Consider the following 17,865-nt stretch of genomic DNA (forward strand, 5'->3'; position numbering starts at 1 on the left):
AAAAACATTTGCTGGCATCAATTTTGATGTCCAAAATTTTTGTTTCATGGTTTAACATGAAACTTTATTGTTAACGTTTTGCTTGTTCAGTTTTCAAGGTTCATTTTGTCGCCGCTTCAAGCAGCAACTTTTATATCTTAACACTTACCGAAGTTCGTGTCAACAACTATTTTAAAAAAGTATTGAATCTTTTCATTTTTCGCGTCACATCTAAGCGACTTACTTATAATATCAATTATTCTATTAGCCGTCAATATATTTTATTAAAAAAATATTACCTTCTATTTTAAATTACTATTTTCTATTACAACGTAGATTTAAACTTAAAGGAAACCTAACCTTTCTAGATGAAATCAACTAGTAACTAATGATTCCTACTCTATCACAACCAACCATTCCATGTTGAAATTATGATAGCAATAAATACTGGAATACTAATCGTTTACATGTTTTTGCTCTACAAATAAAAAGTAGAGCTATCGTTTCATCCGATAGCCCCTTCACTTAATTTAATATTCTTTTGTTATAACGCGGGCAATGTGGAAGCTACGAATAGTCGCTAAATCTATTATCTCACCCGTATTTAATAACTTTATCAATGGTCTTGTTGGTGCATATTGATTAATAAACATCACTTCACCTTGTTCCAAGTTTGATAATTCAACCTTCGTACCAATTGGAAGGTCAGCTACAATATCTATTAATGCTTGTACCACTTTAATATCAAATTTTCCAAACTCTGATTCCTTAATCATTTCAATGACTTTAAATGGTGATTGCTTTGTTCTATATAAACGTTCACTTGTCATTGCATGGAATACATCAGCAACTGCAATGATTTGAGAGTAAAAGGAAACATTTGATCCGCGATCTCCTTTTGGATATCCACTGCCATCTAAGCGCTCGTGGTGCTGGAAAATAGCTACTTTCATATCCGATTTTAAAGCTGTTAAATCTTTTACCATTTGATAGCTATAAATAGGATGTTTACGAATTTCTAAAAATTCATCTTGTGTTAATGTCGTTTTTTTATCTCTTATTCGAATTGGTATTTTCGCCATGCCACAGTCTGCTAACATACCTGCAAGGGCCATTTGAATAGCAATTCCTCGTTCATATCCAAGTTTTTGCGTAATAACACCTGAGATTAACCCTGTCGCGATACAATGATGATATAAATAATCTCTCGGATTAGAATAACTATTCAGATCAAAAATGTATGAACGATCCTCTAATACTCCTTCAATTAACGGAAGCATCATCCCACGTACTTTAGTAATATCTATTTTTGCACCAGCCTGCCAATTCGTAAATTCTTTTTTCACCTGTGCAATTGCATCCTCATAATGACGTTCGAAAGGGGTAACCTCTGGAATAGGTACCTCTACAGTAACTTCATTCTTTTCTTTTTCTGAAGAAGCAGGAGCACTTGCTTCTTTAAATACAAGCACATTTGAAATATTAAATGCATTAAAAATATGTAAATGCTCATGCGATACTTTTGTGTTCCTGAAAATGATTGGATATTGTGTATTTGCAAAAATATCTTCAGCTACAACTCTACCTAATCTAAGCTCAGAAACATTAATATACGTAGCTTCCAACTTCGTAACCACCTTTAAACGAAACTTTTCTTCCATTGTAACGGAGTATGTAAGTAAATGTAAGAATTATTTTAAATTTTAATAATATTAAAAAAGAAGTAGCTGATTGAAAATCAACTACTTCATATAATTATTCAGACTCTACTTCAGCAGATTCATTTAGTTCCTCATCTGCTTCTTCTTTTTCAACCTTAGCAACAGTAGCAACTAGCTCATCATCAGCTAACCGAATTAAACGAACCCCTTGCGTGCTACGGCCAATTACAGATATATCATTAACATCCATACGAATCAACATACCGTTAATAGTGATTAGCATAATATCTTCTGTACTATCAACTGTTTTGACAGCACACATTGGTCCGTTTTTGTCAGTAATGTGGATTGTTTTAATCCCGACACCACCACGACTTTGGAGACGGTATTCAGCTTCAGCTGTTCGCTTACCATACCCTTTCTCCGTTACGACTAAAATCTCTTGACCTTCTTCTAAAATTTCCATTCCGACAACAAAGTCACCGTCACGTAATTTAATACCACGTACACCGGCAGCTGTTCTACCCATTGAACGAATATCATCTTCTTTGAAACGAACAAGCATACCATCACGTGTGCCGATAATGACTTGTTTCTTACCATCAGTTAGGCGTACTGATATTAATTCATCATCTTCCCTTAAACCTATAGCTATTAAGCCGTTCGTACGAATATTAGCAAAATGATTCACTGGTGTACGTTTTGTTACCCCTGTTTTTGTTGTAAAGATAAAATATGCATCCTCATCAAATGATTCTACTCGAATCATTGCTGTAACATTTTCATCTTTTTCAATATTTAATAGATTAACGATCGGTAAACCTTTCGCTGTACGGCCGTATTCTGGAATTTCATATCCTTTTGCACGGAATACTTTGCCTTTCGACGTAAAGAATAGAATCGTATCATGCGTAGAAGTGGAAAGAAGGTGCTCTACGAAATCATCTTCATTCGTGCCCATTCCTTGAACGCCACGGCCTCCACGTTTTTGACTACGATAGGTATTCGCAGCTAAACGTTTAATATAACCATTATGTGTTAAAGTCACAACAGAATTTTCACGTGGAATTAAATCTTCATCTTCAATCATCTCTAAACCACCTGAAACAATTTCTGTTCGGCGATTATCATTGAAGCGCTCTTTAATTTCTGTCATTTCACGACGAATAATATCAAGTATTTTGCCTTCATCAGCTAGGATCGCTTTTAACTCAGCAATTAGCGTTTGAAGCTCCTGATACTCATTTTCAATCTTCTCTCGTTCCAGACCACTTAATCGAACTAAACGCATATCTAAAATCGCCTGTGCTTGGCGTTCTGATAAGGTAAAGCGTTCCATTAAAATCGGTCTCGCTTCATCCCCGCTACGTGAACCTCGAATGATAGCTATAATTTCATCGATATGGTCTAGTGCAATACGTAAACCTTCTAAAATATGTGCACGGTCTTCAGCCTTACGTAATTCGAATTTTGTACGACGGGTAATAACAACCTTTTGATGCTCTAAATAATAGTGGAGCATCTCCTTTAGCGATAATACTTTAGGTTGACCGTCAACAAGTGCAAGCATATTTACACCAAACGTAGATTGCATAGCTGTTTGTTTATATAAGTTATTTAAAACCACATTGGCATTCGCATCACGACGAATTTCAATAACTACGCGCATTCCACGACGATCTGATTCATCGCGTAAATTTGAAATACCATCAATTTTTTTGTCGCGTACAAGCTCGGCAATCTTTTCAATAAGCTTTGCCTTATTTACTTGATACGGTAGTTCATGAATTAAAATCGTCTCTTTCCCATTTGATTTTTGTTCAATCTCTACTTTGGCACGAATCGTAATCGAACCACGCCCCGTTTCATATGCACGGCGAATACCCGAGCGTCCTAAAATTAGCCCTCCTGTAGGGAAATCTGGACCTGGAATAACTTCCATCAGCTCTTCAGTCGTAATCGCTGGATTTTCCGAAAGAGCTAATACAGCGTCAATTGTTTCACCTAATTGATGTGGCGGAATGTTTGTTGCCATTCCTACTGCAATCCCTGCTTGTCCGTTTACAAGTAAATTCGGATAGCGGGCCGGTAAAACAACCGGCTCTTTTTCACTACCGTCATAGTTATCTATAAAATCGATTGTATCTTTGTTAATATCGCGGAGCATTTCCATTGCAATTTTAGACATACGAGATTCTGTATAACGCATTGCCGCTGCACCGTCACCATCGACAGAACCGAAGTTCCCGTGCCCATCCACTAGCATATAACGATAACTAAAATCTTGCGCCATACGTACCATCGCTTCATAAATTGAAGAGTCACCATGCGGGTGGAATTTCCCCATTACATCCCCTACAATACGCGCGCTTTTTTTATAGGGCTTGTCTGCTGTATTTCCAAGCTCTTGCATCCCATATAAAATACGACGATGTACTGGTTTTAAACCATCACGAACATCAGGTAAGGCACGTGAAACAATTACACTCATCGCGTAACTTAAAAATGAAGATTTGATTTCGGTAGTAATATTTCTTGATTCAATTTTCCCATTTTGAATATCAGACAATGTTTAAACCTCCTTCCGACCATTTTAAATATCTAAGTCTTCTACATAGACTGCATTATCTTCGATGAAATCACGACGTGGACCTACTTCATCTCCCATTAGCTGGTCGAAAATTCTATCTGCTTCAATGGCATCATCTAATTCTACTCGAACTAATGTACGTTTTTCAGGATCCATTGTTGTATCCCAAAGCTGTTCTGCATTCATTTCTCCAAGTCCTTTGTAACGTTGTACATTAGGCTTTGGTAATTTTGGTAAACGATCTAGAATTTCTTGTAATTCCTCATTTGAATAACAATATTCTAAATACTTCCCTTGTTTTACTTGATACAGTGGTGGCTTAGCTGCATAGACATAACCCGCTTCGATTAATGGACGCATAAAACGGAAAAAGAATGTTAACAGTAATACACGTATATGTGCTCCATCAACATCGGCATCTGTCATAATAACAATTTTATGGTAACGAGCTTTTTCTAAATTAAATTCTTCACCAATACCTGTACCAAACGCCGTAATCATCGCTCGAATCTCAGCGTTTGATAAAATCTTGTCTAAACGAGCCTTTTCAACGTTTAAAATTTTCCCGCGCAGTGGCAAAATCGCTTGGAAATGACGATCACGACCAGATTTAGCAGATCCACCTGCCGAGTCACCCTCTACAATGTAAATTTCACATTCTGAAGGATTTGTTGAGGAACAGTCTGCTAATTTACCTGGTAGGCTCGACACCTCTAAAGCTGATTTACGTCGAGTAAATTCACGGGCTTTTTTTGCTGCTACACGAGCGCGCGCAGCCATCGTTCCTTTTTCAACAACTTGACGTGCTACAGATGGGTTTTCAAGCATAAATCGCTCAAAACCTTCTGAGAATAAAGCATTCGTAATTTGGCTGACTTCAGAGTTTCCTAGCTTTGTTTTTGTTTGTCCCTCAAATTGAGGATCTGGGTGCTTAATAGAAACAATGGCAGTTAGTCCTTCACGAACATCTTCTCCAGTTAAATTTGCATCTGCGTCTTTAATTAAATTATTTTTTCGTGCGTAATCGTTGATAACACGTGTTAAAGCTGTTTTAAAGCCAGACTCGTGTGTACCCCCTTCATACGTATTAATGTTGTTAGCAAATGACATAATTGTAGAAGCGAATCCTGCATTATATTGCATGGCAATTTCCACTGCGATGCCATCACGCTCACCGTTCACATCAATTGGCTCATGAATCGGCTCTTTATTGCTATTTAAATGCTCAACATAAGAACGAATACCGCCCTCGTAATGGAACGTATTTGAACGAATTTCTTCTTCTCGTTCATCCTGAATTGTAATGCGAATGCCGCGATTCAAATAAGCTAACTCACGACAGCGTGTTGCTAGAATATCGTATTCGTAAACTGTTGTTTCACGGAAAATTTCACTATCAGCTTTAAAACGAGTCGTTGTTCCGCTATCATTTGATTCGCCAATTACTGTTAATGGTTGTACAGTTTGACCACGCTCAAATTTAATAGAGTGAATGTGACCATCTCGCTTTACATACACTTCTGTAGAAATCGATAGCGCATTTACTACGGATGCCCCTACACCATGGAGACCGCCTGATACTTTATAACCGCCACCGCCGAATTTACCACCTGCGTGTAGAACTGTCATAATAACTTCTACAGCTGGTAAACCCATTTTTTCTTGCGTGCTTACCGGAATACCACGACCGTTATCTTCTACACGAATCCAGTTATCCTTTTCAATCGCAACAGTAATATCCGTACAAAAGCCAGCTAAAGCTTCATCAATACTATTATCAACGATTTCCCATACAAGATGGTGCAACCCTTTTGAACTAGTTGACCCGATGTACATCCCCGGGCGTTTACGTACTGCTTCTAAGCCTTCTAATACTTGTATTTGATTTGCATCATATTCCTGCTGCTGAATCTCTTTTTCTTCTAAAGCCACCTTGTTCACCTACTCTTTCGTAACCTCAGTATGTGTCTTTATTAAGACGAACTTTCATTCATAAAAGGAGCTCTCTCCTTCATTATCCTTCAATTGTCCCTTGTTTCACGTGGAACATTTTCGCGTTCTCAATTGTTTCATGGTGAATACCGTCTACACTTGTTGTTGTTACAAATGTTTGGACTTCACCTTGAATTGTATTTAATAAATGTGATTGTCGGTAGTCATCTAACTCCGAAAGCACATCGTCTAATAATAAAATAGGTGCTTCCTTCGTTTCTTGCTTAATCAATTCAATTTCAGCAAGCTTCAATGATAGCGCCGTTGTTCGTTGCTGCCCTTGCGACCCATATGTCTGTACATCATAATCATTGACAAAGAGTTGCAAATCATCACGATGAGGCCCAATAAGTGTCACTCCTCGTTCAATTTCACGTTGCTTTATTTCTGACAGCTTTTGTTCTAAGAAAGTAGCCATTTCATCAACAGACCAGTTAGGAGATATGCCTGAAACCGGTCGGTATTTAATAACTAGCTTTTCTTTTCCTTGTGAAATCCCTGAGTGAATTGGCTCTGCCCATTCTTGCAATAACTCCATAAACTCAAAGCGTTTACGAATAATTTTAATCGCAGCCTGAATATATTGCTCTGTATATACATCAAACATGACATCATTTTGTAATGATGCACGGCCTTGATTGCTTTTTAACAAATGATTTCGTTGTTTTAAAATTTTTTGGAAGGTCAATAAATCATGTAAATAAACAGGTGAAATTTGCCCTATTTCCATATCGATAAAGCGACGCCTAATTTGTGGACTCCCCTTTACAACATTCAAATCTTCAGGTGCAAACATAACGACATTCATTTGTCCTATATAGTTACTCAACCTCGTTTGTTCTAAATGATTTATTTTCCCCTTTTTCCCTTTTTTCGATACCATCAACTCTATTGGAAGACTACCGTAACGTTTTTGTACAACACCCTCTATTTTACCATAGTCTGCTTCCCAACGTATTAATTCTTTATCGTTCGCTGTACGATGAGATTTGGCCATCGCTAAAACGTAAATGGATTCCATCACATTCGTTTTCCCTTGAGCATTCTCTCCGATAAACACGTTAATTTTAGGTGAAAAATCAAGGGTTAGCGATTCATAGTTTCGGTAATTAGTTAGCTGCAAACGTTCAATATTCATTACTCCGCTCCGATCCTACTGACAATACGGAAGCGTCCAACACCTGGAATATTAATAACATCTCCATCTCGTAATTTTCGCCCGCGACGGTCATCTATTTCTCCGTTCACATACACATCATTTTCATGTAAAAACCATTTGGCCATTCCACCAGAACTAATTGCATCTGTCATTTTTAGTAATTGTCCTAGGGTTACAAATTCTGCATCAATTACAATGTCATTCAAAATACTTCATCCTCCGATAATTAAAGATCTATCCTTCTATCATACCAAAAAAACGCAGTAGAAGTAAAAAAGGAGTTGCTTCAAAAATAAATTTGAAACAACTCTCCTTAATAACCTTGTTTAACACTGTTTTTGGGGACTAATTAATATGTGCGTACTGGTAAAATTAATTGCAAAATAGAGTCGTCCAAAACAGAACGTAAAATGAATGGACGCATTGCTCCTGTAAATTGGATTATGACATCCTGGCCATCAATTGCCTTTAATGCTTCCATCATGTATTTAGCACTAAAAGAAATTTTCAATGCTTCCCCATCCAATGCTTCTACTTGAATTTGCTCTTGTACTTTTCCGATTTCCGGAGAATTTGAGGAAATTTCAACTGCGTTCTCTTCTAATGTTTCAAATCGTACAACATTATTACGATCTTCACGAGCTAATAGAGATGCACGATCAATTGCTTGTAATAAAGCTTTACCGTTAATTGTTACGTTTGTTTTGAAATCTTCTGGAATTAAACGGGAAGTATCAGGATAGTTCCCTTCTAATAAACGAGAAAAGAATAGTACATCCTCTGTTTTAAACAATACTTGTTGATTTGTCATAACGATTTGTACTGGATTTGTTGAGTCTTCTAAAATTTTATTTAACTCATTTAAGCTTTTTCCCGGTATTACTACGCTCGATACCCCTATAGGTAAATGCTCTAATTTCGTTTTTCGACTTGCTAAACGATGACTATCGGTTGCAACGCATATTAATTCATCCTCTTGTATTTTCCAATTAACCCCTGTTAGCACAGGGCGACTTTCAGAAGCTGATACAGCAAAAACCGTTTCCCGAATAATTGATTTTAATAAATCCGTTGGAATAGAAAATTGCTGCTCGGCAGATACTTCAGGTAACAGTGGATATTCACTTGCATCTAAGCCGATTAAATGGAATTCTGACTTACCAGAACGAATGTCTGTAGCAAAGCCATTTGTTACTTCAATTTCTACATCATTTGTTGGCAGCTTTCGAACGATTTCATTGAACATACGTGCTTGTAACACAATTGATCCAGTCGTTGTAATGTTCATAATTTGTTCGCCATTTTCTTCTGCTGGTATAAATTTTTGGATTGTTATATCAGCATCACTACCAGTTAAATTTAAACCTTCATTTGTTACATCAAGCTTAATACCCGTTAAAATCGGGATTGTCGTTTTGGAGCTTACTGCCTTCATGACATCATTTAACCCTGCAAGTAAATGGTCTCGCATAATATCAAATTTCATAGGATTACCTCACTTATATAATTATTTATTATTAAAAGATATTAATAGATATAGTAATAGGGGCTGTGGATTTGTGGATAACTATAGTTTATCCGCATAAAAGCAGTCTATCCACATGTAGATAGACTGTGCATAACTTTGTACAAAAAAGGCTCTCTTATCCACAACATTATTTACCTAGCATGCTACGAATATGTTTGATATCTTGTTGCAGTTGTTGATCTTGTTTTAGTAAAGATGAAATTTTTTCGTGTGCATGAATAACGGTTGTATGGTCTCGTCCACCAAATTCTTCCCCTATTTTAGGTAAAGAGTGATCAGTTAGTTCGCGAGATAAATACATGGCAACTTGACGTGGAAAAGCGATTGATTTTGTACGCTTTTTAGCCGAGAAATCTTCAAGTCGAATGTGAAAATGCTCTCCGACTGCATTTTGAATATCTAAAATAGATATCATACGTGGTTTCGAATTAGGCATAATATCCTTTAATGCTGTAGCTGCTAATTCAGGCGTTACATCTTCATTTACTAGTGAAGAATAGGCTACTACACGAATTAATGCACCTTCTAGCTCACGAATATTTGTATCTACTTGATTGGCAATGTATAGCATCACTTCATTTGGAATATCTAGGCCATCTGCTTTCGCCTTTTTTCGTAGAATTGCGATACGTGTTTCTAAATCCGGTGGCGCAATATCCGTAATTAGCCCCCATTCAAAGCGTGAACGTAAACGATCCTCCAGTGTTGGAATTTCTTTTGGTGGCCGGTCACTTGAGATAACAATTTGCTTTGATTCCTCATGTAATGTGTTAAAAGTATGGAAAAATTCCTCTTGCGTCGATTCCTTACCTGCTAAAAACTGAATATCATCAATAAGTAGGACATCTACATTTCGATATTTATTACGAAAATCGATGGCTTTATTGTCACGAATTGAATTAATAAATTCATTTGTAAATTTTTCAGAGGATAAATAGACAACCTTAGCATTTGGATTATGCTCAAGCACATAGTGACCAATTGCATGCATTAAATGGGTTTTTCCTAGTCCTACTCCTCCATAAATAAAGAATGGATTATATGCCTTTGCAGGTGCTTCAGCGACAGCTAATGATGCAGCGTGTGCAAAACGATTCCCAGACCCAATAACAAACGTATCGAATGTATATTTAGGGTTTAACATACCTGGTGAAATCTCATGATGATCCTGATTTTTCGCCTGAATTTTTGGCGCTGGTAAATCAAAGTCGTCTGCATCCTGATCTTTTTGAACAACAAATTTAATAAGTAAGTCTTCTCCAGTTAACTCAGTTAAAATGCCAGTAATTAAATGAACATAGTGGTTTTCTAGCCAATCACGTGCAAAAGAGTTTGGTGCAGCTATCGTTACGTTTGTCCCCTTATAGGACAATAACTTTGTCGATTTTAGCCATGTTTCGAAGCTTGGTTTTGAAATTTTTTGTTCAACTTGTGCAAGGACGTTATTCCATAATTCTTCTAAATGTTCCAAGCTTTTTCGTCCCTTCATGTGTTTTCTTTTTATAAGGCCCTGCTAAAATCATACTGATGAATTTTGCACTAGTTGTACCTTCCCCTACTAGTTGATTTTCTGCAAATTAGTAACAATATGATTAGGCATAGCCTTATTAAAAAATGAATTGATTGTATTTATTTTTTATAAATTATAACATGCATTCACATAATCACAGCTTGTGGATAAATAATATCCCAAAACAGTGTAAAATTCTGTCCACAGATTATTAACAACTGTGGATAATATATTTCCCAAGAAACTAGTCCACAAAAGAAAACATAGTTATCGTATCAAAAAAAACAAGTAATTTCAATACTTTAAGTAACTTATCCACATAGTAATCCGATATCCACTTTTTAGTTGTCCACAGGCTATTAGTTTGTGAAAAAGTTGTCAGTAAGGGGTGTGGATAATTTTTGATTCGGAAAAATATATCCACATTCAAATAAAAAGAAATTCGTTATAATTGTGGATAAATAAAAAAGGCTGTAGGATTCATAAAAACATAGTTGTTATAAAGCATTGACAAATAGACGGATTTTTATATATAATGTTCAGGTCTGTATGCAAAGGATATAAGAACTCTTATTATAGGAGGTGTAATATACATGAAACGCACATACCAACCAAAAAAACGTAAGCACAGCAAAGTACACGGTTTCCGCGCACGCATGAGCACAAAAAACGGTCGTAAAGTTTTAGCAGCTCGTCGTCGTAAAGGTCGTAAAGTTTTATCAGCATAAGTCCACTGAGCCACATCAGTGGTCTTTTTTTTCGTTAATTTTCATTTATATTGAAAAGATGGAGCTGGTGAATGGTGAATAAACGCCAACGTATAAAAAAAAATGAGGATTTTCAAAAGGTGTTTAAAAAAGGTAAGTCATTTGCGAATCGCCAGTTTGTCGTATACTGTATGCGGAAGGAAGATCAGCAGGCGTTTCGTATTGGCTTATCGGTGAGCAAGAAAATAGGGAATGCAGTGACTCGAAATCAAATAAAACGATACATTCGCCAAACTTTTCTTGAGTTGAAGGATGAAGTAAGGCAGGATATGGATTATGTTATTATCGCCCGACATCAGGCGGCCACATTAGATTTCCACGAAACAAAGAAAAGTTTGGAACATGTTTTGAAGATAGCAAAGATAATAAAGAAAAAAGAGAAGTAATATTATCTGATATAGAAGGATAACTGTTTCTAGTTTGACGAAATTAAAGGAGAAACGGTTAGAATATCGAAACAATTAGTAGAGTGAAAGCAACCTTGCATGGTAAAATAATTTTTATAAATAAAATTGAATAGTTGCTCTAGGAGGAAGAAGGTTGAAGAAAAGACTTTGGGTTATTCTGTCACTTGTTTCAGTAGCACTACTGTTATCAGGATGTACAGAGTTCGACAAACCAATTTCATCTGAAAGTAAAGGCTTTTGGAATGAATTTATTGTTTGGCCACTAGTATCGTTCATTAAGTATTTTGCAGATCTTTTAGGGACTTATGCGTTGGGGATTATTGTTGTAACGATTATTATTCGTTTAGCAATTTTACCGTTAACAATTAAGCAAATTAAAAGCTCAAAGAAAATGCAAGAAATCCAACCGAAGATGAAGGAGCTGCAAGCAAAGTATAGCTCTAAAGATGCGGTTACTCAGCAAAAGTATCAACAAGAAATGATGGCATTAATGCAATCTTCAGGCGTTAATCCGCTGGCAGGTTGTTTACCAATCTTAGTTCAAATGCCGATTTTAATTGGTTTCTACCATGCAATCAGCCGTATGAATGCAACACCAGAATTATTCCCTTTAGGAACATTCCTTTCAATCCCATTAGCAGAACCAAGTATTTTACTTGCAGTGGTTGCGGGGTTAATTCAGTTTGTTGTATTAATGACAGGTCCAGCAATTGATAATCCGCAAATGAAAATTATGATGTATATCATGCCGTTGATGATTATCGGTTTCGGTATTATATTACCGGCTGCATTATCTCTATACTGGGTAGTCGGAAATATTGTTTCTGTATTACAAAACCTTGCAATTTATAAACCTTGGAACAAAAAGAAAACGGAAGCTACTACTACAGGAGGAGCGAAATAGTGAAACCAATTACGCAAATAGGCGCAACAGTCGATGAAGCGATCTCATTAGCGTTACAAAAGCTTGGCAAAACCCGTGAACAAGTAGATGTAGAAGTTTTACAAAAAGGTAAAAAAGGATTTTTAGGTTTTGGTGCGCGTGCTGCTGAAGTACGTGTCACAGTAAAAGAAGTTGTTCTTGCAGTTGAGGCTGAGGAAGAAGCAAAATCGGCACCACAGCAGGAAGAAGTTGCTCAAGGAAATGATACAGTGCCAAATCAGGACATTCCTAATGAGGTAGAAGATTCAGGACCACGCAATGAACGTTACGGGGAAGAACAAGTTCAAGTAATGAATGAAGATCAACCTGTTCAACAACAAGAACAAAATCCTATTGAAGAAGCAAAGGCTTATTTACTAAGCATAGCGAATGAAATGGGTGTTACAGATTTACAAATTCACACGATTACTGAAGGAAAGTACACATCATTTAAGCTAGAAAGTGAAAAGGCGGCGCTGCTAATAGGAAAGCGCGGTCAAACGTTGAATGCCTTACAGCAGTTAACTCAGCTTGTACTAAATAAAAGTGCTAAATCATTTATGCTGGTGAAATTAGATGTGGAAGATTACCGTGAGCGTCGTCAGGCATCTCTTGAGCAGTTAGCAGAGCGTATGGCGGATAAAGCCATACGAACAGGCAAGAAGGTAGAATTTGAGCCTATGCCATCGTACGAACGTAAAATTATTCATAACGCACTTGCGAATCGTTTAGATATTGAAACGTATTCCGAGGGTGTAGAGCCAAATCGTTATTTAGTAATCGAATCAATAAAATAAATACGCTCATACAGACAAATAGAAACGGTCTATTGCATTATGCGAATAGGCCGTTTTGTTGTTAGAAACGACGAGTGAATAACTGAATATTTGCATATGAAAAACACATCTTTGCCTTAAATTGGGCTCGGATGTGTTTTTCTAGCTGTTAATAGTCGAAATTACCAATGTAAATGGAAACGGCAATACTTTAGATTTTATTAAAAATATGTTAGTCTAAATTGTTAGTAATAATTGTTCGGTTTAAAAAGTTATCCACATGTGGATAAAGCTAAATCAGGAGGATGCAACATGGAATTTGATACTATCGCTGCGATATCCACACCAATGGGCGAAGGAGCTATTGCGATCGTTCGATTAAGTGGGGATGAAGCGATTCCCATTGCAGATAAAATATTTAAAGCACCAAATGGCAAACGCCTAACAGAGGTAGCAACACATACAATTCATTATGGACATTTAATCGATCCAAAAACGAATGAAGTAGTAGAGGAAGTTATGCTTTCGTTAATGCGTGGACCAAAAACATTTACACGTGAGGATGTAATCGAAATTAACTGTCACGGCGGACTTGTGTCAGTTAACCGCGTTTTGCAACTCGTTTTACGAAGTGGAGCAAGACTAGCAGAGCCTGGTGAATTTACAAAACGTGCATTTTTAAATGGACGAATCGATTTATCGCAGGCAGAGGCAGTAATGGATTTAATCCGAGCTAAAACAGACCGTGCAATGAACGTGGCGTTAGGTCAAATGGATGGGAAACTGTCTCGACTCATTCATTCACTTCGTCAGGCACTGCTGGAAACATTGGCGCAAGTCGAAGTAAATATTGATTACCCTGAGTATGATGACGTTGAAGAAATGACTGTACCTGTGTTAATTGAAAAGTGTACGTGGGTACGTGACGAAATTATGAAGCTATTGCAAACGTCATCGCAAGGGAAAATTTTACGTGAAGGACTGTCAACCGTTATTTTAGGTCGTCCAAACGTTGGGAAATCATCATTATTAAATAGCTTAGTTCATGAGAATAAAGCAATTGTTACTGATATTGCAGGGACAACTCGTGATATTATAGAGGAATACGTCAATGTGCGCGGGGTACCGCTTCGTCTTGTGGACACAGCGGGCATTCGCGAAACAGAGGATATTGTTGAACGAATTGGAGTAGAGCGTTCTCGTGAGGCACTAAAAGGAGCAGATTTAATACTTCTCGTGCTAAATTACGGTGAAGCGTTAACGCCAGAAGATGAACGTCTATTCCAAACGATTCAGAGTATGGACTTTATCGTTGTCGTAAATAAAACAGATATCCCTCAAAAAATTGATTTAAACCGTGTGAAGGAGCTTGCAGGTACTCGTCGTATCGTAACTACTTCTCTTTTAAAAGAGGAAGGAGTCATCGAGCTAGAGGAGGCTATTGCAGCATTATTCTTTGAGGGACAAATCGAAACGGGCGATTTAACATACGTATCAAATGCACGCCATATCGCCTTGTTGCACCAAGCTCATGCTACAGTGGAAGATGCACTGGCAGCAGCCCAGGCAGGAGTGCCGGTAGATATGGTTCAAATTGATGTAACGCGTACGTGGGAGTTATTAGGGGAAATTGTCGGTGATACTGTGCAGGAAAGCTTAATTAATCAGCTCTTCTCACAATTTTGTTTAGGAAAATAGAATGCGCTTATAATTGGTTTAGTCTACTGGACCACAAGTAATCGCATTTCACTTAGATTGATTTTATAAATAGAAAGGAAGATACGGCATGCCAACACAATATGAGGCAGGCACGTTTGATGTCATAGTAGTAGGTGCAGGTCACGCTGGTGCCGAGGCAGCTTATGCAGCTGCAAAAGCTGGTGCTAAGACACTAATGCTTACAATTAACGTAGATATGATTGCATTTATGCCATGTAATCCTTCTGTAGGCGGCCCAGCAAAAGGAATTGTCGTGCGCGAAATCGATGCACTTGGCGGGGCAATGGGAAGAGTAATTGATAAAACACATATCCAAATGCGTATGTTAAATACAGGTAAGGGACCTGCTGTACGTGCATTACGTGCACAGGCTGATAAAGTACTGTATCAGCAAGAAATGAAACGAATTTTAGAGGAAGAACAAAACTTACAAATTCATCAGGCAATGGTAGATGAACTAATTATCGAAGAAGGAGAAGTACGTGGCGTAATTACACAAATAGGTGCGATTTATCGTGCAAAGGCTGTAATTATTACAACAGGTACATTCCTACGTGGTGAAATTATTATCGGGGACTTGAAATATTCATCAGGCCCGAACAATCAGCAGCCGTCCATTAAGCTGGCAGATAATTTAAAGGAAATTGGCTTTGATTTAGTGCGTTTTAAAACGGGGACACCACCTCGTGTGAATAGCCGTACGATTGACTATTCAAAAACAGAAATTCAGCCAGGGGATGATGTGCCTCGTGCATTTAGTTTTGAAACAACGGAATATATTATGGATCAGCTGCCATGCTGGTTAACATATACAAGTGAGGAAACGCATCAAATCATTGAAAACAACCTGCACTTATCTCCAATGTATTCAGGAATGATCAAAGGAACAGGACCACGTTATTGTCCTTCCATTGAGGATAAGGTTGTTCGCTTTAACGATAAACCACGTCATCAAATTTTCTTAGAGCCAGAAGGACGTAATACACGTGAGGTATATGTACAGGGCTTATCAACAAGCTTACCTGAACATGTTCAAAAGAAAATGATTGCGTCGGTTCCAGGGTTAGAAAAAGCTGAAATGATGCGTGCGGGCTATGCGATTGAGTATGATGCAATTGTGCCAACACAATTATGGCCAACACTTGAAACAAAGCAGATTAAAAATCTATATACAGCGGGTCAAATTAACGGAACATCTGGCTATGAAGAGGCAGCAGCACAGGGTTTAATGGCAGGGATAAATGCGGCTGCGAAAGTACTTGGTAAAGAAGAAGTTATTTTAAGTCGTTCAGATGCGTATATCGGTGTCCTAATTGATGATTTAGTAACAAAGGGGACGAATGAGCCGTATCGATTACTAACATCTCGTGCGGAATATCGTTTATTACTCCGCCATGATAATGCTGATCTTCGTCTGTTGGATATCGGCTATAAAATGGGCATGATTTCTGAAGAACGATATGCACGATTTAATGAAAAACGCACACAGATCGAGTCAGAGCTTGCTCGTCTTCGTGATATTATTGTAAAGCCGAATGAAAAAACACAGGAAACAATTCGTTCTGTGGGTGGTACAGAGCTAAAGGATGGTATCCGAGCGTCAGATTTAGTAAAGCGTACGGAAATGAACTATGATTTAGTAGCGGGGTTAATTGAGCCTCTTGAAGTTGAACTTTCAGAAGAAGTACGAGAGCAAATTGAAATTCAGCTAAAATATGAAGGATACATTCAAAAGGCTCTGCAGCAAGTAGATAAATTAAAAAAGATGGAAGATAAAAAAATTCCAGAAAATATCGATTATGACGCAATTTCAGGATTGGCGACAGAAGCTCGTCACAAGCTTAAAAATGTGCGTCCATTATCTATTGCCCAGGCTTCCCGTATTTCAGGTGTAAACCCTGCAGATATTTCAATTTTACTTGTTTATATTGAGCAAGGGAAAATTGCTCGTATAGCAAACGATTAATGACGATGAGCGTTCGAGGATTCGGACGCTCTCTTTAACATGTAAATAAAGGAGATTGCCATGAACGAACAACAATTTATTGAAGCTCTTCGTGAAAAAGGGATTGAGCTTACGGAGACTCAAATTGCACAGTTTAAAAAGTATTTCGAGCTGTTAGTTGAATGGAATGAAAAAATGAACTTAACGGCCATTACAGATTTAGAGGGCGTCTATTTAAAGCATTTTTATGACTCTATTAGCCCGTCGTTTTATTTTGATTTTACAAAGGTAGTGTCTGTTTGTGATGTTGGAGCAGGTGCAGGATTTCCAAGTATACCTATAAAAATCTGTTTCCCACACTTACATGTAACAATTGTCGATTCATTAAATAAACGAATTACATTTTTAAATCATTTAAGTGAAGAATTAGGATTGGAAAATGTTGCATTTGTTCATGCTCGTGCAGAGGAATTTGGTCAAAATGCGAAATACCGCGAACAGTTTGATGTGGTAACAGCTCGCGCGGTTGCCCGTTTATCGGTGCTATCTGAGCTTTGTATCCCATTAGCAAAGCAAGGTGGCTCTTTTGTAGCCTTAAAGGCCGCAGCTGGTGCAGAGGAATTAAAGGATGCTAAAAAGGCAATCACAACCCTTGGAGCGACTTTAAAAGAGGAATTTAAGTTTCTATTACCAGTTGAGGAAAGCGAGCGTTCACTATTTGTTTTTGATAAAGTGAAGCAAACACCTAAAAAGTATCCTCGTAAACCAGGTGTACCAAATAAAACACCTATTCAATAAAAGAGGTATAATTTGCTTTTTTTAAGCATATACATTTATATTTATGAAATTTTGAATGAAATAAACATGCAATGAACTATGTACATTTCTGCTAGAATAAGAAATAATAATT

At 37.4% G+C, this 17,865-nt stretch carries 14 protein-coding genes; 7 read left to right on the top strand and 7 right to left on the bottom strand.

Annotated features, from left to right (window positions below):
* Positions 1–509 precede the first annotated feature (509 nt).
* The 7 genes from V4T18_RS15100 to dnaA all read right to left on the bottom strand — a co-directional run bounded on the left by V4T18_RS15100 (position 510) and on the right by dnaA (position 10,398).
* A complete protein-coding gene (locus V4T18_RS15100; RefSeq protein WP_332650737.1) occupies positions 510–1,604 on the bottom strand; it encodes an HD-GYP domain-containing protein in 1,095 nt (364 codons plus the stop codon).
* Between the two features lie 130 nt (positions 1,605–1,734).
* Complete coding sequence (gene gyrA, locus V4T18_RS15105) at positions 1,735–4,209, bottom strand: DNA gyrase subunit A (RefSeq protein ID WP_332650740.1); 2,475 nt, start codon at positions 4,207–4,209, stop codon at positions 1,735–1,737.
* A gap of 24 nt (positions 4,210–4,233) precedes the next feature.
* Positions 4,234–6,171 carry a DNA topoisomerase (ATP-hydrolyzing) subunit B gene (gene gyrB / locus V4T18_RS15110; protein ID WP_442916949.1) on the bottom strand — a complete coding sequence of 646 codons (1,938 nt, stop codon included), beginning with the start codon at positions 6,169–6,171 and terminating at the stop codon, positions 4,234–4,236.
* A 73-nt stretch (positions 6,172–6,244) separates the two neighbouring features.
* Positions 6,245–7,360: a DNA replication/repair protein RecF gene (gene recF, locus V4T18_RS15115; RefSeq protein ID WP_332650745.1), complete on the bottom strand. Its 1,116-nt coding sequence runs from the start codon at positions 7,358–7,360 to the stop codon at positions 6,245–6,247.
* Positions 7,360–7,587: a S4 domain-containing protein YaaA gene (gene yaaA, locus V4T18_RS15120; RefSeq protein ID WP_332650748.1), complete on the bottom strand. Its 228-nt coding sequence runs from the start codon at positions 7,585–7,587 to the stop codon at positions 7,360–7,362. The genes recF and yaaA overlap by 1 nt, the downstream gene beginning before the upstream one ends.
* Positions 7,588–7,730: 143 nt before the next feature.
* Entirely contained in the window at positions 7,731–8,867 is a 1,137-nt protein-coding gene (gene dnaN, locus V4T18_RS15125) for a DNA polymerase III subunit beta (protein WP_332650751.1), read from the bottom strand.
* Between the two features lie 169 nt (positions 8,868–9,036).
* Positions 9,037–10,398: a chromosomal replication initiator protein DnaA gene (gene dnaA, locus V4T18_RS15130; protein ID WP_442916950.1), complete on the bottom strand. Its 1,362-nt coding sequence runs from the start codon at positions 10,396–10,398 to the stop codon at positions 9,037–9,039.
* 614 nt (positions 10,399–11,012) lie between these two features.
* Between dnaA and rpmH the strand changes: the two genes are divergently transcribed.
* From rpmH to rsmG, 7 genes are all read left to right on the top strand, one after another.
* Complete coding sequence (gene rpmH / locus V4T18_RS15135; protein ID WP_004233310.1) at positions 11,013–11,147, top strand: 50S ribosomal protein L34; 135 nt, start codon at positions 11,013–11,015, stop codon at positions 11,145–11,147.
* 74 nt (positions 11,148–11,221) lie between these two features.
* Entirely contained in the window at positions 11,222–11,572 is a 351-nt protein-coding gene (rnpA, locus tag V4T18_RS15140; RefSeq protein ID WP_332650834.1) for a ribonuclease P protein component, read from the top strand.
* 154 nt (positions 11,573–11,726) lie between these two features.
* Positions 11,727–12,497 carry a membrane protein insertase YidC gene (yidC, locus tag V4T18_RS15145; protein WP_332650755.1) on the top strand — a complete coding sequence of 257 codons (771 nt, stop codon included), beginning with the start codon at positions 11,727–11,729 and terminating at the stop codon, positions 12,495–12,497.
* Positions 12,497–13,312, top strand: coding sequence for an RNA-binding cell elongation regulator Jag/EloR (gene jag / locus V4T18_RS15150; RefSeq protein WP_332650758.1), 816 nt, complete (start codon positions 12,497–12,499; stop codon positions 13,310–13,312). Before yidC ends, jag begins: the two co-directional genes overlap by 1 nt.
* A 291-nt stretch (positions 13,313–13,603) precedes the next feature.
* Positions 13,604–14,989, top strand: a complete 1,386-nt coding sequence (gene mnmE / locus V4T18_RS15155; RefSeq protein WP_332650759.1) for a tRNA uridine-5-carboxymethylaminomethyl(34) synthesis GTPase MnmE — start codon at positions 13,604–13,606, stop codon at positions 14,987–14,989.
* Between the two features lie 88 nt (positions 14,990–15,077).
* Positions 15,078–16,976: a tRNA uridine-5-carboxymethylaminomethyl(34) synthesis enzyme MnmG gene (mnmG, locus tag V4T18_RS15160; protein ID WP_332650761.1), complete on the top strand. Its 1,899-nt coding sequence runs from the start codon at positions 15,078–15,080 to the stop codon at positions 16,974–16,976.
* Between the two features lie 60 nt (positions 16,977–17,036).
* Complete coding sequence (gene rsmG / locus V4T18_RS15165) at positions 17,037–17,753, top strand: 16S rRNA (guanine(527)-N(7))-methyltransferase RsmG (protein ID WP_332650763.1); 717 nt, start codon at positions 17,037–17,039, stop codon at positions 17,751–17,753.
* Positions 17,754–17,865 lie beyond the last annotated feature (112 nt).

Origin of the sequence: Lysinibacillus sp. 54212 (assembly GCF_036662795.1) — a bacterium.
Classification (GTDB): Bacteria; Bacillota; Bacilli; order Bacillales_A; family Planococcaceae; genus Lysinibacillus_B.